Origin of the sequence: Mesobacillus maritimus (assembly GCF_023715205.1) — a bacterium.
Classification (GTDB): Bacteria; Bacillota; Bacilli; order Bacillales; family Cytobacillaceae; genus Mesobacillus_B; species Mesobacillus_B maritimus_C.
On sequence record NZ_JAMBNR010000008.1, the window covers coordinates 76,792 to 100,136 of the forward strand.

Annotated in this window: 22 protein-coding genes; 9 read left to right on the forward strand and 13 right to left on the reverse strand. The window is 38.2% G+C overall.

Annotated features, from left to right (window positions below; all coding sequences use genetic code 11):
• Positions 1-147 precede the first annotated feature (147 nt).
• The 3 genes from M3182_RS12790 to M3182_RS12800 form a co-directional block, all read right to left on the reverse strand.
• Positions 148-729, reverse strand: a complete 582-nt coding sequence (locus M3182_RS12790; RefSeq protein WP_251558333.1) for a YitT family protein — start codon at positions 727-729, stop codon at positions 148-150.
• 278 nt (positions 730-1,007) lie between these two features.
• Positions 1,008-4,523 carry a bifunctional 2',3'-cyclic-nucleotide 2'-phosphodiesterase/3'-nucleotidase gene (locus tag M3182_RS12795; RefSeq protein WP_251558335.1) on the reverse strand — a complete coding sequence of 1,172 codons (3,516 nt, stop codon included), beginning with the start codon at positions 4,521-4,523 and terminating at the stop codon, positions 1,008-1,010.
• Positions 4,524-4,939: 416 nt separating this feature from the next.
• Positions 4,940-6,292, reverse strand: a complete 1,353-nt coding sequence (locus M3182_RS12800; RefSeq protein ID WP_251558337.1) for a uracil-xanthine permease family protein — start codon at positions 6,290-6,292, stop codon at positions 4,940-4,942.
• A gap of 223 nt (positions 6,293-6,515) precedes the next feature.
• Here M3182_RS12800 and M3182_RS12805 point away from each other — a divergent pair, with 223 nt between their 5' ends.
• Together M3182_RS12805 and M3182_RS12810 are read left to right on the forward strand one after the other, a co-directional pair.
• Positions 6,516-7,496: an aromatic ring-hydroxylating oxygenase subunit alpha gene (locus M3182_RS12805; RefSeq protein WP_251558338.1), complete on the forward strand. Its 981-nt coding sequence runs from the start codon at positions 6,516-6,518 to the stop codon at positions 7,494-7,496.
• Positions 7,497-7,849: 353 nt separating this feature from the next.
• Positions 7,850-8,185 (forward strand): hypothetical protein, encoded by a 336-nt coding sequence (locus tag M3182_RS12810; RefSeq protein ID WP_251427423.1) that lies wholly within the window; start codon positions 7,850-7,852, stop codon positions 8,183-8,185.
• 272 nt (positions 8,186-8,457) lie between these two features.
• On the opposite strand, the gene M3182_RS12815 is transcribed toward M3182_RS12810, so the two are convergent.
• Complete coding sequence (locus tag M3182_RS12815) at positions 8,458-8,640, reverse strand: hypothetical protein (protein WP_251427420.1); 183 nt, start codon at positions 8,638-8,640, stop codon at positions 8,458-8,460.
• A complete protein-coding gene (locus M3182_RS26505) occupies positions 8,612-8,716 on the reverse strand; it encodes a hypothetical protein (RefSeq protein WP_432806584.1) in 105 nt (34 codons plus the stop codon). The genes M3182_RS12815 and M3182_RS26505 overlap by 29 nt, the downstream gene beginning before the upstream one ends.
• Before the next feature lie 459 nt (positions 8,717-9,175).
• Between M3182_RS26505 and M3182_RS12820 the strand changes: the two genes are divergently transcribed.
• The 4 genes from M3182_RS12820 (at position 9,176) to M3182_RS12835 (ending at position 11,964) form a co-directional block, all read left to right on the forward strand.
• Complete coding sequence (locus tag M3182_RS12820) at positions 9,176-9,352, forward strand: hypothetical protein (RefSeq protein WP_251427417.1); 177 nt, start codon at positions 9,176-9,178, stop codon at positions 9,350-9,352.
• Between the two features lie 226 nt (positions 9,353-9,578).
• Entirely contained in the window at positions 9,579-10,508 is a 930-nt protein-coding gene (locus M3182_RS12825; protein WP_251558340.1) for an ABC transporter ATP-binding protein, read from the forward strand.
• A gap of 1 nt (position 10,509) precedes the next feature.
• Positions 10,510-11,628 carry an ABC transporter permease gene (locus M3182_RS12830; protein ID WP_251427411.1) on the forward strand — a complete coding sequence of 373 codons (1,119 nt, stop codon included), beginning with the start codon at positions 10,510-10,512 and terminating at the stop codon, positions 11,626-11,628.
• Positions 11,629-11,796: 168 nt separating this feature from the next.
• A complete protein-coding gene (locus M3182_RS12835; RefSeq protein WP_251427409.1) occupies positions 11,797-11,964 on the forward strand; it encodes a hypothetical protein in 168 nt (55 codons plus the stop codon).
• A gap of 61 nt (positions 11,965-12,025) precedes the next feature.
• On the opposite strand, the gene M3182_RS12840 is transcribed toward M3182_RS12835, so the two are convergent.
• The 4 genes from M3182_RS12840 to M3182_RS12855 form a co-directional block, all read right to left on the reverse strand.
• Positions 12,026-12,712: a Dph6-related ATP pyrophosphatase gene (locus M3182_RS12840; protein ID WP_251558342.1), complete on the reverse strand. Its 687-nt coding sequence runs from the start codon at positions 12,710-12,712 to the stop codon at positions 12,026-12,028.
• 117 nt (positions 12,713-12,829) lie between these two features.
• Positions 12,830-13,480 (reverse strand): 2OG-Fe(II) oxygenase, encoded by a 651-nt coding sequence (locus M3182_RS12845; RefSeq protein ID WP_251558484.1) that lies wholly within the window; start codon positions 13,478-13,480, stop codon positions 12,830-12,832.
• 260 nt (positions 13,481-13,740) lie between these two features.
• Positions 13,741-13,947, reverse strand: a complete 207-nt coding sequence (locus M3182_RS12850) for a transcription initiation factor TFIIIB (protein WP_251427405.1) — start codon at positions 13,945-13,947, stop codon at positions 13,741-13,743.
• A gap of 140 nt (positions 13,948-14,087) precedes the next feature.
• The gene (locus M3182_RS12855) at positions 14,088-15,185 is read right to left on the reverse strand and encodes a serine hydrolase (protein WP_251558486.1); all 1,098 of its coding nucleotides are present in this window, start codon (positions 15,183-15,185) and stop codon (positions 14,088-14,090) included.
• A gap of 506 nt (positions 15,186-15,691) precedes the next feature.
• Here M3182_RS12855 and M3182_RS12860 point away from each other — a divergent pair.
• The 3 genes from M3182_RS12860 (at position 15,692) to M3182_RS12870 (ending at position 18,975) form a co-directional block, all read left to right on the forward strand.
• Positions 15,692-16,780, forward strand: a complete 1,089-nt coding sequence (locus M3182_RS12860) for a YibE/F family protein (protein ID WP_251558344.1) — start codon at positions 15,692-15,694, stop codon at positions 16,778-16,780.
• Positions 16,777-17,547 (forward strand): YibE/F family protein, encoded by a 771-nt coding sequence (locus M3182_RS12865; RefSeq protein ID WP_251558345.1) that lies wholly within the window; start codon positions 16,777-16,779, stop codon positions 17,545-17,547. Before M3182_RS12860 ends, M3182_RS12865 begins: the two co-directional genes overlap by 4 nt.
• Before the next feature lie 165 nt (positions 17,548-17,712).
• Complete coding sequence (locus tag M3182_RS12870; RefSeq protein ID WP_251558347.1) at positions 17,713-18,975, forward strand: MFS transporter; 1,263 nt, start codon at positions 17,713-17,715, stop codon at positions 18,973-18,975.
• Positions 18,976-19,022: 47 nt separating this feature from the next.
• Here M3182_RS12870 and M3182_RS12875 read toward each other — a convergent pair whose 3' ends face one another.
• From M3182_RS12875 to M3182_RS12890, 4 genes are read right to left on the reverse strand one after another with little or no spacing between them, the layout of a single operon-like run.
• Positions 19,023-19,466 (reverse strand): flavodoxin domain-containing protein, encoded by a 444-nt coding sequence (locus M3182_RS12875; RefSeq protein WP_251558349.1) that lies wholly within the window; start codon positions 19,464-19,466, stop codon positions 19,023-19,025.
• Positions 19,467-20,510 carry a ribonucleotide-diphosphate reductase subunit beta gene (locus M3182_RS12880; protein WP_251558351.1) on the reverse strand — a complete coding sequence of 348 codons (1,044 nt, stop codon included), beginning with the start codon at positions 20,508-20,510 and terminating at the stop codon, positions 19,467-19,469.
• Between the two features lie 17 nt (positions 20,511-20,527).
• Positions 20,528-22,807 carry a ribonucleoside-diphosphate reductase subunit alpha gene (locus M3182_RS12885; RefSeq protein ID WP_251558352.1) on the reverse strand — a complete coding sequence of 760 codons (2,280 nt, stop codon included), beginning with the start codon at positions 22,805-22,807 and terminating at the stop codon, positions 20,528-20,530.
• A complete protein-coding gene (locus M3182_RS12890; RefSeq protein WP_251427386.1) occupies positions 22,797-23,291 on the reverse strand; it encodes an acyl-CoA thioesterase in 495 nt (164 codons plus the stop codon). Before M3182_RS12890 ends, M3182_RS12885 begins: the two co-directional genes overlap by 11 nt.
• Positions 23,292-23,345 lie beyond the last annotated feature (54 nt).

The following is a 23,345-nucleotide window of genomic DNA, read 5'->3' on the forward strand; positions in this document are numbered from 1 at the left end:
TACAGAACTTATCCATTCTGTACTTCTTTTACTAAAATTCGTAAATTAATCAGATGATAATTAACTCATTTCAAAAGACTGTCCGAACTATATTTTAATACTATCTTTTCCTAAATAAAGTCTGCTTCAAAAACGATGAACAACCCATTAATTGATATAGATATTTACCGATTTAAACGTGTTCAGTAAGATGACACATACTCCCACACAAGCGACTGTCACAAAAGAATACATTAACCTAACGTCATTCAATACAATCATTCCAATGATAATGATTACAGCATCCATCAAAAATATGACTATTCCCGGATTGATCCCTTTTGATTTTGAAATTAAAAGGGCTAGTAAGTCCATCCCTCCGGGACTAATATTCAGTCGAAGCATCGAACCAATACCGACACCAATTATAATACCACCTAAAATGGCACTAGAGAGGATTGGTAGCTGTACCAATCCAATTAACGGTGTAAGCAAGTCTATCATCGTGGAAGTAAAGATTAATCCAATGATGGCATTTATAAAATAGGTCTTGTTAGATAGTAAAGATAGTAAATAGATAGGAATATTAATCATAATCATACTGTGCCCTATCTTAATGCCCCAAACATATTTGATTAACAGACTTACCCCGAATATTCCGCCGTTGATAAGATGAATTGGAAGTAAAAACATATTGAGTCCTATTCCAATACAAACACTAGAAAAGAGTAGCACAAACAACCTTTTCATAAACTGCATCCCCTGTCCAAATGATGATTTTAAAAATATATGAATCGAATGCTAAGTTCATACGAGAAATCGGCTACTTTGTCCAATTGCCCTTCAATTGTTTAAAATTTAGGCCATGTGTTTTGTATTCTAAAAGAATGCAAACGCATTAAAAATCCCAAAAGAAGTCATGAGTGTTGTCATTTTCCCTGCTAAAGTCATACCAATCACTTTATTGAAAAGTAAAAAGGACTGGCAGGGTCCTCAATGGAACCTCATCAGTCCTTTTCGTTCTATCATTATTGAACTCTTTTAATTCTTCCTTCTGACTTATAATCGAAAGGTTTAGTCAACGACTTTACAAAGTCAACTGTTGCATCCAAATCAATTGGCCCCACTTCCATATCAGTTGAAAGTTTGCCAATACTTGTACCAATATTGCCATACATATAATTGTTTACGACAACAGAATATTCTTTCGTTGGATCAATTGGTGTTCCGTCAGGCAAAGTAATATCTACCACTTTACCCGTTTTGGCCTCGTCATCATAGGTATACGTATAATTGAAACCAGCAATATGATAATCAAGTCCGCGAGCCGTAATTTGTTCGTCGAGAATCACGCGAATATCCTCACCACTAAGCTTCACTTTGTTAAGGACATTTCCGAAAGGCTGGATGGCAAATAAATCTCCGTAAGTAACATCCCCCGCTTCAAGAGGTGAACGCACACCGCCACCATTCATCATCGCAAAGTCTGCATCCATTGCTGCTACCATGCCGTCCGCAATCAAATTTCCTAGACCGAAATCACCAAACTCTTTCGCGACTGTTGGATATCCTTTTTCAAGCGTAGATAAGGACTCTCCAACTACCTGAGCTTTAATTGGTTCTGCTTTTTCTTCATACTTATCCATAATAGCTGCTACTTCTGGATCTGGATCATAGTCTTTTTGGAACACTGTTTTAATTTCTGCTGATTTATTGACGATGTCTCCCGTAGCAGGGTCAATCTCGACTTCCACATCAGCGTATGCAGAGCCGTATGAGTAAGCTTGGACAATTAGTTTATTGTCAACGACGCGGTTTACTTTAACATGGTTATGGGCGGAAAAGATCACATCCACTTCATCATCGACTTGCTCGGCAATTCTGCTTGCATCAAACATGTCTGTATATCCTGTTTGCGCCGCTGGATTGTGGGCAAGAACAACAATTGCTTCAATCCCCTGTTCCTCTAACTTATCAGAATACTTGTTAATCGCTTCAACTTCGTCTGTTATTTGTAGAGTTTCGTTGCCTTTTCTAACAATCATCTCAGGTGTTTCTTGGGTAACTACACCGATAACACCAATTTTTTGACCGCCAGTTTCTAATACAGTATACGGTTCAGTAATCAGCTCTCCATCTCTTGTATCATAAGCATTTGCTGCTACAAGCGGGAAATCCATCCCGTCATAACCTGGAGTTCCATTTGGATGTTCGCCTCCATTCATCATCCGTTTTAACTCATCGATGCCCTCATCAAACTCATGGTTTCCGAAGGTTCCCGCATCAAAGCCAATTTCTTCAAGAATTTCAATCGTAGGCTCGTCCTGGAAAAGGGCAGAAATTAATGGACTCCCGCCAATCATATCCCCAGAATGAAGCAACAGTGTGTTCGGGTTAGTGGCTTCTTCTTGCTTTAAAGCCGCTGCGGTATATTCAATATGTCCAGCTGGTTGATCATTGACTTTTGTAACAGTATCTAACTGCCCATGCAGGTCATTTACACCTAAAAGCTGAACTTTTACTGGTGTGTTATCGCCGCGGGTTAAGTTCATCTTAAAGATTCCAAATCCGTCAGCGTCGGTCTTGCCTGTATATGTGAACGGACTTCCTTCTGTGTAAACTTCAGCTTTTGGTGAAGTTTTAAACGTGACATTCACATCCCCTGAAATCGGGGCAATCGACCAATTGTTGTCCGCTGTAGGGGTAATTTCCTTTACTTCAGAAATATAATCCATTAAAATTTGACGGTTTTCATCTGCAGAATCCACTATTAATTCGCTTCCTGCAACACCTGGGAAGTTTCCGCCTCCACCTGCACGGTAGTTATTTGTCACAACAATAAAGTCTTGATCCGAATCAACTGGTTGGTCATTATATTTAAGATTAACAACGCGACTTGACTCAGGGTTTATTTCATTGCCTTTCGAATCATATTTTGCAGGCTTTGTAACATCGATTTGATACGTCACGCCATCAATCACATCAAAATTATAAACTGGGAAACTAGGATTCAATAATTCTTGTTCCTCTGATTTATTAGGATCAATCGTATTGTATTTTCCTGCTGTCATTTCAATCCATTCTTTGACAACGGAGCCCTTAACCTTTATTGCCTTTAATGTATTATCATAAAGATATAAATCTCCGGCACTGCGGATGGTTAAATCCCCTGCTTTAATTTCCGTATATTCTTCCACGCCATTCCGTCCAGCTTTGAAAGGCGCACCTACCGATAAAATCGGTAAATCTTTTAATTCAGGTTTATTTAGCGCAAGATAATTTTCGACATACCATTTTTGAGCATTTGTGACAACCTGGATTGATGGATCATCTTGTACCAAAGCAAAATAGCTGTAGATATCATCAGTGGTTGTTCCGATTGGAGTATTTACGTACTCGATCGTAGCTTCATGATCAGCACGAACTGCCTCCACAATCTCTTTATCTGGTTGAACGGAATCAATTGCTCTTGTGGATGATTGGGAACCAGCAACCGACCATTTTCCTTTTACTTTTTGTAGCGTTAAGTCAATAATTCCTAATGCTCCACCACCATATCCTGCTTGAACTGCAGCTACACCATTGATGGTTCCTTTGTTATTGTCAACTCCAGGTAAAGGATTGCCGTCTGCACCTTTAAATAAAGCATCCAAACTCGTCTCATCTTTTGCCGGGAATACTTTATGTGTATGCGAGAATGTAATGGCATCTATTCCCTCGACTTTACTTAGAGCGTATACAGTATCTTCTGTGCTCGCTTCATTCCCACTAAAGCCGGAGTGAGCCATCGCGATCACAAGGTCAGCTCCCTCTTCTCTCATTTGCGGAATATATTTTTCAGCAGATTCAATAATATCTTTGGTTATGACTTTTCCGTCAAGATGCGCTTTATCCCACTCGTTGATTTGTGGCGGAACGAAGCCAATGTAGCCGATTTTAATCACTTTGGTTTTCCCAGCTTCATCGACAACTTTTTTATTTATTATTTTGTATGGTGCATATTTATTTATATCGTTTGTAGGATCGTTATCCTTGTCGTCTACATAAACGTTTGCATTCACGTATGGGAACTCTGCATCGTCATAGACTTCTTCTAAATACTCTAAACCGTAATTAAATTCATGGTTCCCTAATGTCGCAATGTCATAATCTAATAGGTTCATTGCTTTTATCACAGGATGGAATTCGCCCTCTGCTAAAGGTTCAATTTTTGCTTTGTATGTACCTAGTGGAGTCCCTTGAATAAGATCGCCATTGTCAACTAAAACGGAATTGTCAGCCTCTTTCCTAGCCTGTTTAATCAATGTTGCTGTTTTCGCCAAACCCAGCTTAGGAGCTTCGGCATTCTTGTAATAATCAAAGTTTACTAAATTTGTGTGAATGTCGGTTGTTTCCATGATTCGAAGCTCAACTTCTGACTGAACCTTTGGAGCGGTAGGTTTTGCTGCTAGCACATTATAAGGAACAAAAGGTGTCGCTAACAAACTAAGTGCAAGAGTACTTGATAAGATTTTTCTTCCACTGGATTTACTACGCTTTTTCATACGCTACATCCATCCTTCGACTTAATTTGAGCCCATCGACTCTAAAATCAATATAGCAGAACTATATTAAGAAAGTTATATAAATTTATGAAAATTATAAATTCGGTAATTATGACCTAGTTTATTTTTAAACTCTAGTCCTTTATAAGGAATATTTACCTATAAATACCTACTTTTCTAGAAACTAGGTTCATGTCTTTCGTCTTAATTTTTATTATTAAAAACAAGAAGTCTTCACAGTTTACTAATACCTTCATATAAATTTCGGACGAAAAACCCCCTTAAATTATATTGACATAATAGATTGGAAAACATTTAACTAACAGGTTCGCGTCAATAATCGTCGAAGGGAATGGTATCTAAATCAAACCGACGACTCAGTCTTCGAGTCATCGGTTGGGTTTGGTTTGGTTTGGTTATAGAGTCTTTTCTGCTGTTTTTTGCTGTAGTTCGTTCGTGTCTATCTTTTCATTGGGGATCACCAAGTTCAAGATTACGACAGCGATTGCTCCAACAGCTGTACCAGAAGAAAGAATATAGTTTGCAAAATCAGGTACACTGTATAGAATCTCTTTCGGTAAAACTAAGGTTCCAATCGTTAAAAGAATAGGAATCCCAATAACCATCATGTTCCGGTCGTTGATATCGACATGCTGAATAACTTTCAACCCATTCATCGCAATTGCCACACAGACGATTCCAAAAATCCCTTGAATAACTGGTTCAGGAATGCATGTAATTACTGCCGACAATTTTGGAATTAATCCAAGGACCACAAGAATGACACCAGCACTAATAATCGCCATTCTACTCGCAACACCCGTAATCGCAATAATCCCCGCATTAGAGGAATAGCCTGTCATTGGTGTACCTCCGAATAACGAACCAACGAAGCAGCCAAGGCCTTCCCCGACAGAAGCTCGATTTAACCGCTTATCATCTAATTCGCTATCTGTTACTGTCGATACGACAAACCATGTACCTGTTGTTTCAATTAAGATAATTAAATAAATAAAGACCATCGTTAAAATCGCTTGTAAATCAAACACAGGTGCCCCAAACGGGAAGAAACTAGGAAATGAAAACCAGGCCGCATCTTTAACAGGAGAAAAGTCAACGGATCCGAAGATTGAAGCCGTGATGGTTCCTGCAAGAATCGCTAAGATAACCGACATTAAGCGGAAGAACGTTCCATACCCTTTTGCTTTACGACCAAGCAACATACATATAACAAGTACTGCTGCAGATACAGCGGCAATAATGACGTTATCTCCGACATTTCCTGGTGACATATAGATACTATTAAACGCACTTGGCATGAGTGAAATCCCTACGATGACAATAACCGTGCCTCCAACCAAAGGCGGGATAAATTTTCTTACCATTTTTGCGAATACTTTCAATGGATAACCTAGAATGGCAATTAATAGCGCTCCCGGAATTAAGCTTCCAAAAACGGCACCTAATCCTAGCTTCCCGCCAATAGCAGCTAATGCTCCAATCGGAACATAGGATGGGCCTTGAACAACTGGAAGACGAATTCCGCCGATTGTCTGGATTAACGTCGCAATTCCTGCCGCTAGAAAGCACATTTGAATAAAAAAGGTTGTATTCATGGCGTCAAGTGCTAATAGTCCTGCAATAATGATTGGAGCAATATAAAGGTCCATTGCCAGAACATGCTGCATCCCCAGTAAAATCGACTTACCCAGGCTGATTTTCTCCTCCACTCCGACACTTAAGTTCGGATTTTCGCTCTTTTGCTTCATTGTTTTGCTTCCCCCGTTTTAAATTGATTTCTGTCAATTACCGAAAAAATGAAGATCAAGGACTTTTTCCACTTGAATTATAAAGAACTCTGAATTAAAAGTAAACAACAAACACGAATATTTATTTAGGATATTAATAAAAATGTTCGAGTTTTAAGTTGACTAGACATCTCTTCCACCATAAAATGAAGATATGAATCAAAAGTTATGGAGGGAGTACAGGATGAAAGTCATAGAAGATCGTGTTTTAAGAAACGATTGGATTATTGTTTGTAAAATAGACGATGTAAAAGAGGAACCTATCCAAAAGATTGTAATGGGAGAACGGATTGTTCTTTTCCGTAATGATAAAGGCATCCATATTTTTAAAGATTTATGTATTCACAGGGGTGCTGCGCTTTCGTTAGGTTGTGTAAAGGACGGAAACCTCGTTTGCCCATACCACGGTTGGGAATTTGCTGATTCTGGAGATTGCACGAAAATCCCGCAACTACCTGAAGGACGCTCGATTCCATTAAAAGCAAAAGCAGTTAAATATAATTGCCAAGAAAAATATGGGTTTGTTTGGGTCAATTTTAATAATAATGGTCCAGAAATTTTCACCTATACCGAATTCTCAGATAATAAATACCGCAATATTTTATGGGGACCTCAAGAAGTGAATGCCCTTCCACCTCGCGTCGTTGAAAATTTCCTTGATGTAGGGCACCTTTCATTCGTTCACGAAGGATTTCTTGGGGTTCAAGAACATCCAGTCATTGGGGACTACAATGTTCACATTGAGGAAGGTCGTATTTATAGTGATGAAATTGCGATTTTTCAACCTGATCCAGACGGATCCGGCGTAGCCAAAAACGTTTATTATACGTATGAAATCCTTAGCCCACTTGCTGTCCGCTTCACTAAACGAGATCCTGAAACAGATAGCAAAATGGTCATTATTCTGTTGATTTCCCCTATCTCGGAAGAAAAATCAATCGCATATGGAATTATGTCCTTTAACTATGAAACCAATCAAACTGATGAGGAAACCATTGAATTCCAAGATATGATTTTCATCCAAGATAAACCAATTGTTGAAAATCAAAAACCAGAGGAACTTCCATTAGACTTACAGGTTGAATTATCCTTAAAGTGCGATCGGATGAGCATTTCTTACCGTCAATATTTAAAACGCATCGGAGTTACACTCGGAACAGCTTAAAGTAGTTTAGAAAGCCTGTTTTGAAAATACTAATGATACAGTGATGGCTGTTTAAGGTAAATAGCTAAAGGCTGATTCAAAAAGGAGCCATTTAAGGCTCTTTTTTTTTACTTCCCTTTCTTCGTTTGAACGGCTTTGCGTCGCTCCGCTTTAAAAACTGTTTCCACCTTTTGGTCTCTCCTCCTTCCTTATATGCTTCCATTTAACTTTCTTGCCGATTATTTCTTCAATACATCCGTTCGTTTTGCATAAAAACGTTTTATTCTAGTTCAGCATGCGATTCTATTATTTTTTGTCATGTTTTTCGATGATTGCCCATACAGAATAGTAAGGAAGATGTTATTGGAGGTGTAATGATGCGAAATTATCACCTAGACCCTGGCTATATTACAATTCCCCACGCAGCAAGGATCGTCAATGGTATGCTCGGAACGATCGATAAAAAAGAAAGGAAACAACAATACGTGAAGATTTTACGTGGCGCGAAAAAAGGCTGGTTTGGAGGGAAAATGCACGGAAGAAGAATGTTTCAAGTCTATCGGAACGATATTCTTCAATACGGGAAAGAGCTAGTAGAAGCCGAAAAATACAATCTATTCACTTACGATGATCTTCAACTAGACGACTGGAGGAACCATTTTCCTGAAAACGTTCAAGCGATGCACCAAATTCAGGTGTCGCAAGATTGAAAGGGCGGCACAAGCTTCGTGCCTCCCTTACATGTATATTCCTTTTTTTAACACTTGTTTATTGTGCTGTTAGATCACCATCAACGGTAGGTTCCTTTCCTGTGCAATTTACTAGAATTCTCGGAGGACGCTCGGAATAAGACGACAATCGTCCGTAATTAAGGCTATGCTACTCGCCCATTTGGAATGAATTTCGCAAAGTTGCTCATTGGCCTCTCTGGAGTCTTCTTGCAATCATAATCATAAGCGTTTCAATCACTCCTGAATGGACATCACAGTGTGCTTCGAATCTGTATAACCAATCGCTCCGCCAACAAACCCATTAATTGAAGAATATTGACAATCGAACCTTTTCCGCTTTCTTTCATCGTTGGAATCACTTCTACATCCCAAGAATACTGAAACTTAATTAATATCAATGATTCTTCAGTATTCTTCCTTCGAAATTTCCTCAATCGAGTCAATCTTGCTAGTCATAGCATTATTTACCAAAATATCAACTGGACTGAAAGCTTTTTCGGTTTCACTCACAACCTGCTCCCATTCCTTAGCACTTGTAACATTTTGTTAGATAAACCTCCTTGAGCATGCATCCCGTCTTCATCTTCATGACAATTTCTTGAATGAGAATGTTACTCATTCTAAGACCTATTATTAAAAGGCTGATTTTAACGTTGAATCAGCCATTTTGTGTGTTTGCTGGCCCCTTTTCTCCTAATCTAAAAAAGTCCTTTTCAGTGAAAATAAAGTGATTTCTCTTCATTTTTCCCGAATAGCAACAAAATTTTAAATAAGAGCCTATTTAAAAGAAATAAACCGTACTGAATCAAAAGGTAGAAAAGAGAAGAAAAATATGCAATCTGATCCATTAAGTTTAATTAATTCTTTGCCAAAGATGTACGGTTACGCGTGAAATGTTTGTTGCAAAATCAGAAATAGCATATTTCTAACTTATTAAGACAAACTAGTGTTGTTTGGAGGTGATAACGAATGGCTAACGATAAACGCGAGAAAAATGAACCCGTTTCTGAAAAAATTAAAGATGGTGCCGGCGCTGCGTTTCATTCCGTCCACCGAGCACTGGAAGAAACAGAAGATGCTGCGATGAACGCTGTTGATGCAACTGCTAAGGCTGTCGATAATTTTACAGAAGATAATAACAGATAAGAAGCAGAGTCTTTCTCTGCTTCCTGACACACGCAACTATATACCACTATTTATACCTCCCTCACTATTAATTCCCTTTTGTATTCAAATAAGGACATTTCCAATTAAAACAATCAATAAACCAGTTTCCTTTTTTGATAAATGCTTTTCTAATTTAAATTAAATAGAAAGTTTTCCCACCCTTGAAAATATATATAGTATGGCTCGAATCAAGGGAGAAGAAAAAATGCCCATCTTAGAAGTGAACCAATTGCAAAAATCGTTTGGGGATATCCATGCCGTACAGGGTATTAGTTTTTCTGTTGAACCTGGCGAAGTATTTACAATTATTGGACCAAATGGAGCCGGCAAAACGATGACACTAGAAATGATTGAGGGACTAGTGGCTCCAGATACTGGAGAAATCCATTTCGGAGAATTAAACTGGAAACAGCACGCCATCGAGATCAAAAAGAAGATTGGTGTTCAACCTCAATCAAGTGCAATGTTTGACCTACTCACCCCAAAAGAAAATTTAGATTTATTTGCCTCCTTTTACGACAAAGCACGTTCAACAGCGGAAATTCTTGAGATTGTCAATTTAACCGACCATCAAAACAATCAAGTTAAAAAGCTCTCAGGTGGACAGCGACAGCGTCTAGCGATTGGTCTTGCCATGATTAGCGATCCAGAAATCATTTTTCTCGACGAACCCACTACAGGTCTTGACCCCCAAGCACGGCGGAACATTTGGGAGATCATAACCCAATTAAAAAGCTTAAACAAAACGACGATTTTGACCACGCATTATATGGAAGAAGCCGAAAAATTAAGTGACCGTGTTTGTATTGTCGACCAAGGACGTGTCGTAACATTAGACTCCCCATCAAATCTCATAGAAAAACTAACCAAAGAACGGGAAGTGAGGTTATCTTTTCAAGATGGAGAAACCGCTGCCCTAGACGGTGAACTATTTTCAAATCAACTTGAATCTGTTATCCGTACAGAACGAGAAGGTACCTCTCTAAAACTTTGGACATTAAACCCAGAAGATACTCTCTTAAATTTATTTAAATTCACCAAAGAAAAAGACTATTTGCTTGAACAAGTCTCCATTCGTGAAATGAGCCTTGAGGACGTGTTTATTGCTTACACCGGCAAAGAATGGAGGGATTAACTTGAATCTAAAGCAATTCAAGCAAATGTTTTTTGCACAATTAAGGATGACTTTTCGTGAAAAGCAAGCATGGTTTTGGGGAATATTTTACCCAGTCATTTTAATGAGTATTTTCATGCTCATTTTTGGTTCTGATTCGAACGAAGAATTTCAAACACAAGTGGCGATTGTGCATGAACAACCAAATCAAACCTCAGAATTGTTATTCACACAATTAGAACAAATTCAAATTGTTGAGCTAAAGACTGGGAAACCAGTGAGTCGCGAACAAGCTGAAGAATGGGTAAAAGAACAAGAAGTTAGCGCAGCCATTGTCTTGCCTGAATCGGGAGAATCTACGTCCGTTGAACTCATTATGAATAAAGAAGATGAGCAAAGCACATCCACCCAAGCAGTCTCTGCTACACTGGATAAAATTCTGCACCAAGCGAATTTGGCTATTGTTGGTGCTACTCCTACCTATGAGATTGAATACGTCTCGGTATCAGCAGGTGAATCAAACTTAGATTATTCTGATTTTCTACTAACTGGGATGATTGCACTAGCTATTTCTCAAGGTGGAATGTTCGGGATGGTGGACTTAGTCGATATGCAACGCAAAGGTCTGATTAAACGACTAAGAATGACCCCAGCAAATATGAGTTTGTTTGGTTTAAGTGATATGGTGATGCGCCTTGTGTTTAGCATCATCCAGATTATACTGTTGAGCCTAATCGGTGTCCTCTTATTCGGGGCTAATCTATATATAAATTTTGCTAGCTTGCTTGTCATCTTTCTAATTGGGGCACTTTCTTTTAATGCGCTGGGATATTTCTTTTCTTCCTTTAGCAAAACAACCGAGGCGTATATGGGTGTGGCAAATATCCTAAGCTTCATCATGATGTTTTTAAGCGGGATATTCTTTCCAATTGAAATGATGCCAGATTGGCTTCAGCCTGTTTCCACAATACTTCCTCTTACCTATTTTGCAGAAGGATTAAGGGATAGTATGGTCTATGAAGTTAGTATTTTCTCTAGTTCGCTTTGGTTAGGCATCGGGATTCTTACCTTATGGGGAATTTGTGCCTATTTATTAGGCTCATGGTTGTATAAAAGAAAATCGCTTGTCAGCGTAAGATAACTACCGACAACAGGCCTTATAGGTCAACGAGAATGATTTCCCTTGATTTGGATGAAATATTACACACCTTGTTACGAACTTTTAATCTGAATAACATTCACCCGTAACCTTGTTGTGCGTTATCTATGATACCTTAAAGGTAATAGATTTACGTTAAGGAGAATGGATATGTTAAAAAGAGCATCAGAAGAGAGAGCATTAGAAGCGCTTATTAACGAAAGCAATAAAGTCAAAAAAGAATTAGATCAAACTCAAATAACCGATGAAAAAAGGTTTACAAATCTCCTCAAACGTTTATTAAAAATCCATCAAGATATGAATTCGATATTAAATTAATTTGAACCTAACGAAACCAGATTTGCTAATGTCATTACAAGCAAATCTGGTTTCTTCTATTCTATTCCTCTTTGCTTTTGCTCTCTAAATAATAGTTTCGAAATTCGAGCTTCTTTGTCGTCTCTAATTCAATGACATCAGGGTGTTCAAGCACAAGTCTTCTCTTAAAAAGAGGCCCATCATACGTGAATGTATGGTATTCGCCCGCTTCCCCCATTGGACAGACATTTTTTGATTGAATGTCATGATAAAAAGAAAAATCTACATTTCTACCAAGCCAGGAACTGTCTAGCATTTCTTCTCTTACACGAATGACAGTCGATTGATAGCCTGTTTGAATAAATGTTTCAAGAGCTTTTAAACGATCCTTCTCCTCCATCCATAATGGATAAACTGCTTCAACCCCAACCTGCGCCGCTACTTTTTCACCCCACTCGCGATGGGGCTCAAAATACAAGTCACCAAAGGCCACCCCTGTTAATCGATGTTCTTTTTTTAATTTCATCAAATCTCCTACAAAACGATCGGTGTAGTCTTCAAACGTACATTGAATAAAATGAACAGGAATTCCCAGGGCTTCTCCCTGCAATTTGATCAATTCCATTTTCTCGCCATGGCCAAAAGTTCTTCCTAATTCCTTAGGAACGGTTGTGACTAGACAAGCAACTTCAATCCCTTGTGTTGTTAGAACATCTAAAGCTAGGCAAGCATCTTTGCCGCCGCTCCAAGAAAGTGCCAGTTTTTTCATTTTGTTAAAACCCCTTTTTCCAGCTTTCTTTACTTAATTCGATTTTCTTGTAGTGTTTCCCTTCGAAAGATAAAAATGGGAACACCCATTATAGGCGTTCCCACTTTAATTTATAGTTTAATTTACTTGTTTTCGTCTCATCCACTGAGTAGCAGCCCATTTATCTCCAATTACAACAGGTGCTCCACCGTGCAGGGTCAAATTGTTTAATGTTTCATTATTATAAAAGTACTCAAAATACACTGCCATTCCTTTTTGCGGAGACACAGATAAACCTAGTTTTGGAAAATAGGTTTCTCCCCCCTCCTCAACATCACTTAAATACATGACAAGTGTACTAATTCTTGGATTACTTACTCCTTGACCGGTTGATTTAAAGAAGTCATAATGCGCTTTATATTCTTGACCAATTTTATAATTAAGAATTTGCAAACTTTCCCCGTGTTCTTCAGGAATATTCATAATTGCAGAAATCCGTTTTTCAATTCGGCTGACAACATCATTTTCTCCTTCTTGAAGGAATGTACTACTACTAGTGCGAAGTTCGTTTACTTGACGTGTATTCCCTATCTTCGAACGGTTCATTCGCTCCTTTGATAATGCAATTAATTCATCACATTCTTCATCACTTAATACATTTCCTAAAATAACGACCAATGGCTCCTCAAATTTTGCAATAATGTTAATGACACGATCTTCGGTCACGATTTTATTGCCAACATGAGTAAAAATAGTTGGTTCTTTAACAGATAAATCTTTTATATCCATTGTCAACGTTCATCAACCTCTTATATTCATATTTAATTTTTGCAATTTTTCGACTTTTAAACAGAGAACGGTCAAGCTCCAGCGAATCTAGTCGCTGTCTTTGTTACTATGAAACTGAATTTATTTTACACTGTGAATTGTCGTTTTACTACATTTTTATTTTTAGATTTTAAAAATAAAAAAGCAGAATTTCAAGCAGGTTGATGGTATAATATTTCATTTGAAATTTGTTCAAAATCAAAGGGTAATGATCGTCTCCATCACATAATCGTTCCTTTAAACTTTTCTGGTTTAGCCACATAACTTTCAATAATATATCCGCAATCTGTACATAGCACGAATTCTATATTTGAACCTAAACTCATTTTGTTCGCTGTTGACATTGTGGCATAGCCACTTTGCTTGCCAAATCCTATATCTTTTCCACCACATTTTGGACATTCCTTTGCATAGTTCCGATTCTTCATTCTGCTCCTCCTTCCGCGAATCAATAATCCTCCTAATTTTTCAGTCTATCAATTAGTATCCTCATCACGCTAAATGATTAGGTTTTACGAGCAATAAAAGGATTGAATGACTGGATAAGTCTACCTACCGTTATTTGCCTTTAATTTCTCTCAGCTAATGATTGCTTTACTTTTAGCCTGAATTTATCATCACGTAAAAATTTTAGTTGAAATCCATTCATATTGCGTCTAAGCTTTATTTGTTGAAGCATGTTCAAATCATCTGCTAAAAAAACGAGTTCGGTTTGATTGCCATCCACGTCCTTGGCGTACATGGAAATGGTAAAAACAAAAGCAGTGGATCCGCCCTTTTGACCTGCATGTTCTAACCACTCGCGATTTTTGGGATTCTTCATTACTTGTTCGAGTACCAGATCCAAATAATGATGAACTTCTTTGTCAAAAAACGTTTTGCTATTTATTTTTTTCATGAGTGCAAGATAATCCTGTGCCGCTGCCCGCGGCAATTGATCGGACCATAATCGTTGGTAGTCCATATTTAAGGATTTTATAATTTGTTCTTTTTCCTCAGTAGTCGGCGGATTTTCTAACCAGTTCTGATGGATTTTCAAAGCCCTTAGCCGATACTCAGTGATGTCCATCTTTTTCAATACCTCTAAAGCTTCCTCGCACGACAATTGTTCTTCCGCCGTCAATTGAACTGGTATAAACAAACTACTCACAACCGGATAAATTGGCTCATGATTGGTAGCCCCGATTTCATGTAATAAGTTATTGATATTTTCGATTCCAAGTACTTTAATTAAATAGTCAGTATTAGCATTTGAACTATAAGCAATCATCCCATTAGCAATTTCACTTAATGGTACCTCATCTTCCTCTTTAGCTTTGGTTACCGATTTAAGCCAGGCTTCATGTGCTCCACCATCTGTCTTTGGTACATAATAGTTTGCAAGCTCTGATAACCGAACTTTTTGCTGGGGGTCAATTTCTCCTTTTGCCGCTTGGTGAGCATATTCAATCGCAATGATGATTTTCATCGTACTAGCAAGTGGAAGTGGTTCATTCTCATTCACCTTAACCCAACTTTCATTATTATAATTGATTGTAAGAGCTCCCTTTTTACTAGGCGCATTTTCTTTGATCAACTTTACAATATAATCAGGGTCTTCCCTTAAAAATAACCAAATGCCTCCCCCAGCAAATACCACGATAGCCGCTAATATCCATAGAATCACTTTCAATCCCCTTCCCCCTTCTATAAGGAGATACGATTTTAAAAAACAGAAGTTTCAATATTCTTGAAATTAAAGACATATGAATATAGAAACCTTACATTAGGTGCATGATAAGATTTTTAACAGAATTGAGGTAAATGAACATACTAGGTTCGCTATTTTTTTCCCATACCAAAATAGACTATCACCTTCCAAACTACCTTGTTTTTGGAAAGTAAAAAAAAATTAATGAAATGTTTTCGTAAAGGTTGTTGTTAAAATCCTAAAGCCGATTTTAACGATATAGTAGCCATTTTGTTTGTTTAAAATTAGTTTGCGAGCGCTTTTCTCGTAAAAATAGCTGTTTATTGAATACCAAGCTTATTCAACGTATCTTTTGTTGAAAAGCAACAAATTTTTAGAAAAAGGCCTAAAAAAAACATGAACCTACCATTATTAGTTGACGTTCAAAAAACATACCTGTTATTCTAGGTCCGTTAATGCCAAATTTGGAGGTAGTTTGAACCTTGATAAAAAAAATTGGATATGCCATCATCGGTCTTAGTTTTGTCGCCTCCATCTTTTTTGTTTATCATAATTATTCCTTTTATGACCGTCCAATTGCGGAAGTCGTAAAAACGACTCTTATCGATTCGGTTGATATCGAAAATGAGGATCAAATTTTTACACAACGACTTTTAGCAGAACTAAAAAACGGGCCCGCGAAAGGAGAGCTCATTGAGTTAACAAATGACTATTCTTTATCGGGTGCTAATGATCAGAAATTTCAGCTTGGTTCTGAAATCTTTGTCTCTATCAATGAAGATAGCACGAGCTCTGAACTTACTGGTTCAATTGAAGACATCAAACGGGACAAGTATGTGGTCATCGTTGGATGGGTCTTCATCTTTACGCTGCTATTGGTCGGAAGGAAACAAGGTTTGTTTTCGATTATTAGTTTAGTGGTGAATGCTGTATTGTTGTCCTATGCTTTGGACTTGTATTTAAGCACATCTGGCATCAGTTTATTGCTCATTTCTGGAGTCAGCATCATTTTATTTACCGTGATATCATTATTGTTGGTGAATGGATTAAATGAAAAAACGTATGCAGCGATTATCGCTACACTACTCGGAACATTTCTATCACTCCTCATAACCTATATAGTTATGGTAATCACGAACGAAAACGGTCTAAGATATGAAGAGATGCAATTTATTACCCGTCCTTATAAGATGGTGTTTATGGCCGGGGTGTTTATTGGAGCATTGGGAGCGGTCATGGATGTTGCCATTACCATGTCGTCGTCAATTTTTAGCTTATATGAGAAAAATCATCAGATATCCGTAGAGGCTCTAAAAAAATCTGGTTTGGAAATCGGAAAAGATATTATGGGTACAATGACTAATATTTTATTTTTCGCCTACATCAGTGGGAGCATTCCGATGTTGCTTTTATATTTAAAAAACGGTTCAACATGGATGTTTACGCTATCGATGAACCTTTCCCTCGAACTTGCTCGTGCTCTTGCAGGCGGAATCGGCATTGTATTGACCATTCCGATTGGGTTATATACGGCGATTTATTTTGTTAATCGAAAGAGGGCGAGAGCATGAATGTGTTAATATGGCTAGCCGGAATCCTACTCATCTTAATGATTCTAGTTGGTGGACACAAAGGGGCTCGCTCGTTTATTGCCATCATTTACAATTTTGCCGTCATCTTGTTTACTGTCCTCCTGATGACTGTGCCAAATGCGGATCCAATTATCATCACGATTATTGCTTCAACCATAATCAGCTGTATTAATCTTTTTTATATTAATGAAGTAAATAGAACGACTAAGACAGCCTTCATTTCAACTGTCATTACCATAATCATGTTACTAATGTTTATTTTTGTCTTTACTGAAAAGTCGATGATTCAAGGCTTTGGCGAAGAGGAAATTGAAGAAATTGGGATATTTACGCTATTTATTGGGATTGATTTTATAAAAATCGCCACTGCTGTGATCATCATGAGTACCATTGGGGCGATCACAGATACAGCGATGGCAATTTCGTCTCCAATGCGTGAAATTTTCATTCATAATCCAACGATAAGTCGGAAAGAATTATTTTTTTCCGGAATGAACATTGGAAAAGACATTTTAGGAACAAGTACGAACACCTTGTTTTTTGCTTTCTTTGGTGGATATTTAGGGTTATTGATTTGGTTTAAAGACTTATCATACTCGCTGGGGGAAATCATTAACTCCAAAGTATTTAGCGCGGAAATGATAACCATTTTATGCGCTGGAATTGGAGTTGCTTTGATTATTCCTGTTACTGCGTCTATTACAGCATACTACTTAGTAAAAGCAAGGAACCAAAACAAACATTAGAAGCTAAAGAGCATTCATAAAAAACCGGATTTCTTCATCTTTAGCAGAAATTCGGTTTTTTTCTGTTATCTTGGATTCTCACAAGCTCACCCATTCTTTATGGAAAATCACACCATATACTAAATAATAAGTAATCCATATAACAACCGATTGGTGGTGAACTTTATGCAGAAACAAGGCCCATTTTCATATGGAAAGATTTTTGTTATTGGAAGTGGTTTTTTTGCATTATCATTGGTTTGGGCTTTTTACAATGCCTATATGCCTCTCATTTTAGGTGATTATATTGAAAGCCGAGCACTTCGGGGAGCCATCATGGGATTAGATAATTTCCTAGCAGTTCTCTTAATTCCTATCATTGGAGCATGGTCTGATAAAATGGATACACGGTTTGGTAATCGACTTCCATTCATCATGGTGGGCATGCCAGTAGCCGCCCTTTTTTTCATCCTCATCCCTTTCGCATCAACCATGACATTTTGGCTGCTGCTTCTTGTGGATATTGTCTTTTTATTTGCAATGACCTTATACCGAGCACCCGTTATCGCGCTTATGCCTGACCATACACCACCTGAACAACGCTCAACAGCCAATGGAATTATTAATTTGATTGGTGGAATTGGTGCCATCATTGCCTTATTTGGATTATCGACTCTATATGGGATTAATCGAAACTACCCATTTCTCGTTGCTGGCTTATTGCTTTTACTAACGTTTCTACTATTATATTACACCGTCGACCGAAAACCTCCTTACGTCACCAGAGCTACGAATAATGATCATTCCGATTCATTGATAAAGAACTTTAAGATTTTAAAAGAAAAAGCATTTCGGGGTCATTTATTTGTGTTAATTAGTATTTTCCTTTATTTTATTGGCTTTACCGGTGTCGAATCCCAATTTACCGTTTATGCTGTTGAGCACTTAAACATGAAAGAAAGCACCGCAGGATTCACCCTCGGTTTCTTCAGTTTATCGTTTGTTATATTTGCGGTTCCAGCCGGCATACTCGGAAGTAGATGGGGCAAAGCTCCTTCCATGTTAATTGGGTTGATCGCACAACCGATTATTTTTATTAGCATTCCGCTGCTGCCTTATCTTGGTGGTTTCTTTCCCACTATCAATCCAGTCCTACTTCTTCAAATCGTTTTATTTATCGGTGGAATTGCTTGGGCGTTTATCAATGTTCAGGCCTATCCGTTAGTGGCCGATTTAGGTGGAAAAAGCAAAATCGGTTTTTTTACCGGACTCTACTACTTTTTCTCAATGGCTTCGGCAATCGTCGCTCCGGGACTTCTTGGTTTGCTGATGGATTTATTCTCACATTCCGCACTGTTTTATGGCTCAGCTGTTACCTTTATTGGTGCTTATTATTTTTTAAGAAAAGGGCATCGCTTGATTACCAAAGAACCATACGAGACATCATAAAAAACCCCGCTCAGAGGTTTGCAATCTCTTTGAGCGGGATTTTTCAATTAAACTAGCTTTTGGGCACGTTCGAAAATCGACTGAACAAATTTTTGACAACGCTTTTCATCCTGTTGTTGTGGAAATAGCTCTACTTTCAATGTGGCCGCCAAGTTGGAATGAACGTATAACATATCCCGAAACTGATCCACTGCTCCACAATAATGAGGGTAAAAACTGTCACCTGTCCCAAAAACAGCTGTTATTTTATCTTTCTTTTCAAACATTTCAAATGCACGATAAAGTCTTCTCATTTCTTGAGGAACCTGCCCATTTCCCCATGTATAGGTCCCAATCACGATCGCATCATATTCATTTAAATAGGTTGTTGAAAACTGTTCAATTCTATAAATTTGAATATCAACTTCTTTGGACAAAATAGATTGATATAAGTTTTCCGCCAATTCTTTTGTATTTCCAGTAACAGATGTATAAACGATCACACACTTCATTTACAACTCATCAAATCCATTCGCTTGCGATACTTTCGTATACGTTCTTGATTTTTGTTCGAAGAAATCAGATTTGGTTTCATTCATCATTTCATCACTAAATACTTGAATCCATGGCATCGGATTCGTTCTTTCTTCATAAAGGTTTTCAAGTCCTAACTGTCGGAGTCGTTTATTGGCTAAATATTCCACATATCCATCAAATTCATCTAAGTCAATTCCGTCTAAGCCAACGAAGATGGAATGGGCCCATTCTTTTTCAAGAGAAACCGCTTTGTCGATTGTTTGATAAACATATTCTAGATGTTCTTCGGTTTGAAGCTCTGGATTTTCAGTCATAAGAATTCGGGTAAACTGGGAAATAAAATATGCGTGTTGCATTTCATCTCGTTGAATATAACTAATCATCGTACTCGTTTTCAGCATTTTTTGCTGCCGCGCTAAATGATAGAAAAACGCAAATCCTGCATAAAAATAAATCCCTTCTAGGATGGTCGAACCTACACATAGTTTAAATAAATGATCTGGAGTTGGTTCTTGTCTAAAGTTTTCATAGGTATCTAAAATAAGTTGATTCCGTTTCCTCACGATTGGGTCTTGATGGACTTGATCAAAACGGGCATTCTGTTCTTTAACAGGTACAAGTGAACTTAAGATATACGAATAGGATTCATTATGAACAGCTTCCTGCTGCGAGATGACGGCAAAAATGGCCTTGAAACTAGAATCAGTTACATAATCCATGACACAACTCATTGTTGGTGTTTGTAAACTATCCAAAGACGCTAACTGGGTGTTAATTCGTAAAAAGATCTCTTTCTCTTGAATACTTAGAGAATCCCACTGTTTAATATCATCTTGCATATTGATTTCCTGCGCTTTCCAAAAGTTTGATAACAACGCTTGGTATACATCATACATCTTCGGATAAGCAATATCATTCCAGTTGAGCAATCCGGAGGACTTCCCATTGATCACTCCTGTAGATTTGTTTGGAAATTCAGGGTTTAATAGCTTAATTTTTTTTAATAATGATGGCTTCATTTTTTTTCCCCTTTCCACTAACTTTGACAAGCGTCACATACGTCGATTTCCGCTTGAGAAGTACTGCGAACATAATAGGTCGTTTTTAATCCTTGTCTCCATGCTTCTAAATGGAGATGCAATAATTCTTTCGCTTTAATATCATGACGAACATAAAGGTTAAAACTAATAGCTTGGTCAATATGCCGCTGGCGTGCTGCGTTTTGGCGAATGCTCCAAACCTGATCCAACTCATGTCTAGTTTTGCGATAATAATTGTATGTGCGATGAGTTAAATCGGGTGCCGTTACTTTAAATTTGAAGTTTTTCTTTTCCTCCGCATATTCAACAGCATATAAAGGATCAATGCCATCGGTCGAACCACCAATTTTAGCAGTCGAAGAGTTAGGAGCAACAGCCATCAGCCAACCATTACGAACTCCAAAAGAGGCAACTTCTTTTTTCAATTTCTCCCAACGTCTTGTATGATATTGTTTTCGCTCAAAATACTCTCCTGTTTGCCATTCTGACCCAGCAAATTCACCGTATGCCCCTTTTTCTTTCGCCAGTTCCAGTGATGACTGAATCGCATAAAAAGCAATGTCCTCATAAAGCTGATCTGCCAGGATCACAGCTTCCTCAGATTCCCAATGAATCCCTTTTAAGGCTAAAAGGTGATGCCACCCAAAAGTTCCTAAACCCACTCCCCGATATTTTTTATTCGTAATATCTGCTTGTCCGACTGATATCGACTGATGATCAATGACGTTATCTAGCATTCGCATCTGGATCGGAATTAATCTTTCTAACACACGATCCGTTACAGCCTTTGGGAGATTGATAGACGACAAATTACAAACAACAAACTCGCCTGGCTTGCGGACGAGGACCATATTTCCGATGTCATCCTTATATTCCTCGACAATTTTCGTCGCCGACATGTTCTGAGCAATCTCTGTACATAAATTGCTACAAAAAATAGAGGTTCTTCCTTTTCCCCTCACATGTTTATTCGGATTTTGGCGGTTGACTTCATCGCGGTAAAACATGTATGGAGTCCCTGTTTCTAACTGAGAAATCATGATTCTAGCCATAAGATCCATCGCGCGATAGGTTTTACGCGGAAGCAGTGGATGATTGACCGCCTCTTCATATTTTTCGGTAAACGCTTTGTCATCGATCTCGTCATAAAAATCTTCCAAACCAAGTGCATTTCCATTTTCATCCTTCCATCCCATGATTTGTTTCACTTCGTGCGGACAAAAAGTATGCCATTCTCCTATGCTTTTCCCCTGTTCATCCTGTTCTGCTAACTTCTGCATAAATAAATCTGGGATGGAAACCCCAGTGAACAAATCATGAGCCTTCCGTCTTTCATCGCCGTTATTTGTTTTTAATTCTAAGAACCCATTCATGATATCCTTATGGAAAACATCTAAATATACAGCAACCGCACCTTGCCTTTGCCCTAATTGATCTACACTTACGGCGGTATCGTTTAATAACCGAATCCACGGAATAACTCCCGAAGAATTGCCTTTAAACTTTTTAATGTCTGATCCTAACGCGCGTATTTTTCCAAGATAGATCCCAAGACCGCCCCCATCTTTACTTAGTCGAGCAGTCTCCCAATTATTTAAAAAGATCGCATCTAATGAGTCATCCACCGTATCAATAAAGCAAGAGGAAAGCTGTCCATAACTTTTGCCTGCATTCGCTAGTGTTGGCGTCGCTACGGTCATATACAGGTTACTCAAGGCCCAATAGGCTTCCTTCACATAATCTAACCGTTTCGATTTTGCCTCCTTACTCATTAACGTCATCGCAATCACCATAAAGCGTTCTTGAGGCAATTCATAGAAACGGCCTTCATAATCTTTTGCAAGATAGCGGCTCGCCAATAAAAATAGCCCTATGTACTGAAACAATTCATCTCTTTCTGGAGAGATTTCTGCTCCTAATTCTTCGATTTCCGCTTTTGTATACTGGTTCAATAACTCTTTTGAATAGATTCCAAGTTTCGTTAAATTCTTAATCAGCGTATAAAAATCGCCGTATTTCTTTTCTTGTTCATACCCTCGATTGCTAGCTGCCTCGTGGTACAATTCTTGTAAATAAAGATGTGCCGCAAGATAGGTCCAATTCGGACTTTCCATTGAAATTTGATCTAACGCATAATGAAGAGCTACCTTAGAGGCTGATTCCTTCTCAGAGAGAAACCTTGCACTCAGCCCCACTGTATCTAGATTATATTTTTCTGCCGTTTTTTTAATAGTCTGGATGATCGACTGGTTGTTTATTAATTGTTCACTTATCATAAGCTTGCTCCTTTGAGAACTCGTTTATTTTCAAGCGCCTTGCCTTACGCTTCTGTGCATTTTGAAAGAGACTTTTTTCTTCCTCCGTCTCCGGTACCACCCGACAAACAGGTGTCGGTTTCCCGTCATTGTTTACCGCAACCATTGTCAAAATGGCTGTTGTGGTGACCGTTTTGTTTCCTGTTTCGAGATTCTGGCAATCTACTTTTACATACACTTCCATCGATGTTCGGCCTGTAGAAATGACGACACCCTCTAAATTTAAAATGTCCCCCACTTTTGCAGATGAAATAAAATTAACCGTATCAATCGAAGCCGTTACAACCGCACTTTTACTATGTTTCATCGCGGTAATCGCTGCGATTTCATCGATATAAGACAAAACAGTTCCTCCAAAAATGGTTCCCATGTGGTTTGTATCTGGAGGTAACACAAGTTTTGTTTGAACACTTCTTGACCTTGATGCAGGCGTTTCTTCCAACATCCCATCCCTCACTTTCTTTTTTTAGGAAACTAAATCCATGCATCGGTCGTTAGG

What these genes read in the sequence shown, in the direction of transcription:
- M3182_RS12790 (WP_251558333.1), bottom strand. Translation starts at nt 729, where the DNA reads ATGAAAAGGTTGTTTGTGCTACTCTTTTCTAGTGTTTGTATTGGAATA.
- M3182_RS12795 (WP_251558335.1), bottom strand. Translation starts at nt 4,523, where the DNA reads ATGAAAAAGCGTAGTAAATCCAGTGGAAGAAAAATCTTATCAAGTACT.
- M3182_RS12800 (WP_251558337.1), bottom strand. Translation starts at nt 6,292, where the DNA reads ATGAAGCAAAAGAGCGAAAATCCGAACTTAAGTGTCGGAGTGGAGGAG.
- M3182_RS12805 (WP_251558338.1), top strand. Translation starts at nt 6,516, where the DNA reads ATGAAAGTCATAGAAGATCGTGTTTTAAGAAACGATTGGATTATTGTT.
- M3182_RS12810 (WP_251427423.1), top strand. Translation starts at nt 7,850, where the DNA reads ATGATGCGAAATTATCACCTAGACCCTGGCTATATTACAATTCCCCAC.
- M3182_RS12820 (WP_251427417.1), top strand. Translation starts at nt 9,176, where the DNA reads ATGGCTAACGATAAACGCGAGAAAAATGAACCCGTTTCTGAAAAAATT.
- M3182_RS12825 (WP_251558340.1), top strand. Translation starts at nt 9,579, where the DNA reads ATGCCCATCTTAGAAGTGAACCAATTGCAAAAATCGTTTGGGGATATC.
- M3182_RS12835 (WP_251427409.1), top strand. Translation starts at nt 11,797, where the DNA reads ATGTTAAAAAGAGCATCAGAAGAGAGAGCATTAGAAGCGCTTATTAAC.
- M3182_RS12840 (WP_251558342.1), bottom strand. Translation starts at nt 12,712, where the DNA reads ATGAAAAAACTGGCACTTTCTTGGAGCGGCGGCAAAGATGCTTGCCTA.
- M3182_RS12845 (WP_251558484.1), bottom strand. Translation starts at nt 13,480, where the DNA reads ATGGATATAAAAGATTTATCTGTTAAAGAACCAACTATTTTTACTCAT.
- M3182_RS12850 (WP_251427405.1), bottom strand. Translation starts at nt 13,947, where the DNA reads ATGAAGAATCGGAACTATGCAAAGGAATGTCCAAAATGTGGTGGAAAA.
- M3182_RS12865 (WP_251558345.1), top strand. Translation starts at nt 16,777, where the DNA reads ATGAATGTGTTAATATGGCTAGCCGGAATCCTACTCATCTTAATGATT.
- M3182_RS12870 (WP_251558347.1), top strand. Translation starts at nt 17,713, where the DNA reads ATGCAGAAACAAGGCCCATTTTCATATGGAAAGATTTTTGTTATTGGA.
- M3182_RS12875 (WP_251558349.1), bottom strand. Translation starts at nt 19,466, where the DNA reads ATGAAGTGTGTGATCGTTTATACATCTGTTACTGGAAATACAAAAGAA.
- M3182_RS12880 (WP_251558351.1), bottom strand. Translation starts at nt 20,510, where the DNA reads ATGAAGCCATCATTATTAAAAAAAATTAAGCTATTAAACCCTGAATTT.
- M3182_RS12885 (WP_251558352.1), bottom strand. Translation starts at nt 22,807, where the DNA reads ATGATAAGTGAACAATTAATAAACAACCAGTCGATCATCCAGACTATT.
- M3182_RS12890 (WP_251427386.1), bottom strand. Translation starts at nt 23,291, where the DNA reads ATGTTGGAAGAAACGCCTGCATCAAGGTCAAGAAGTGTTCAAACAAAA.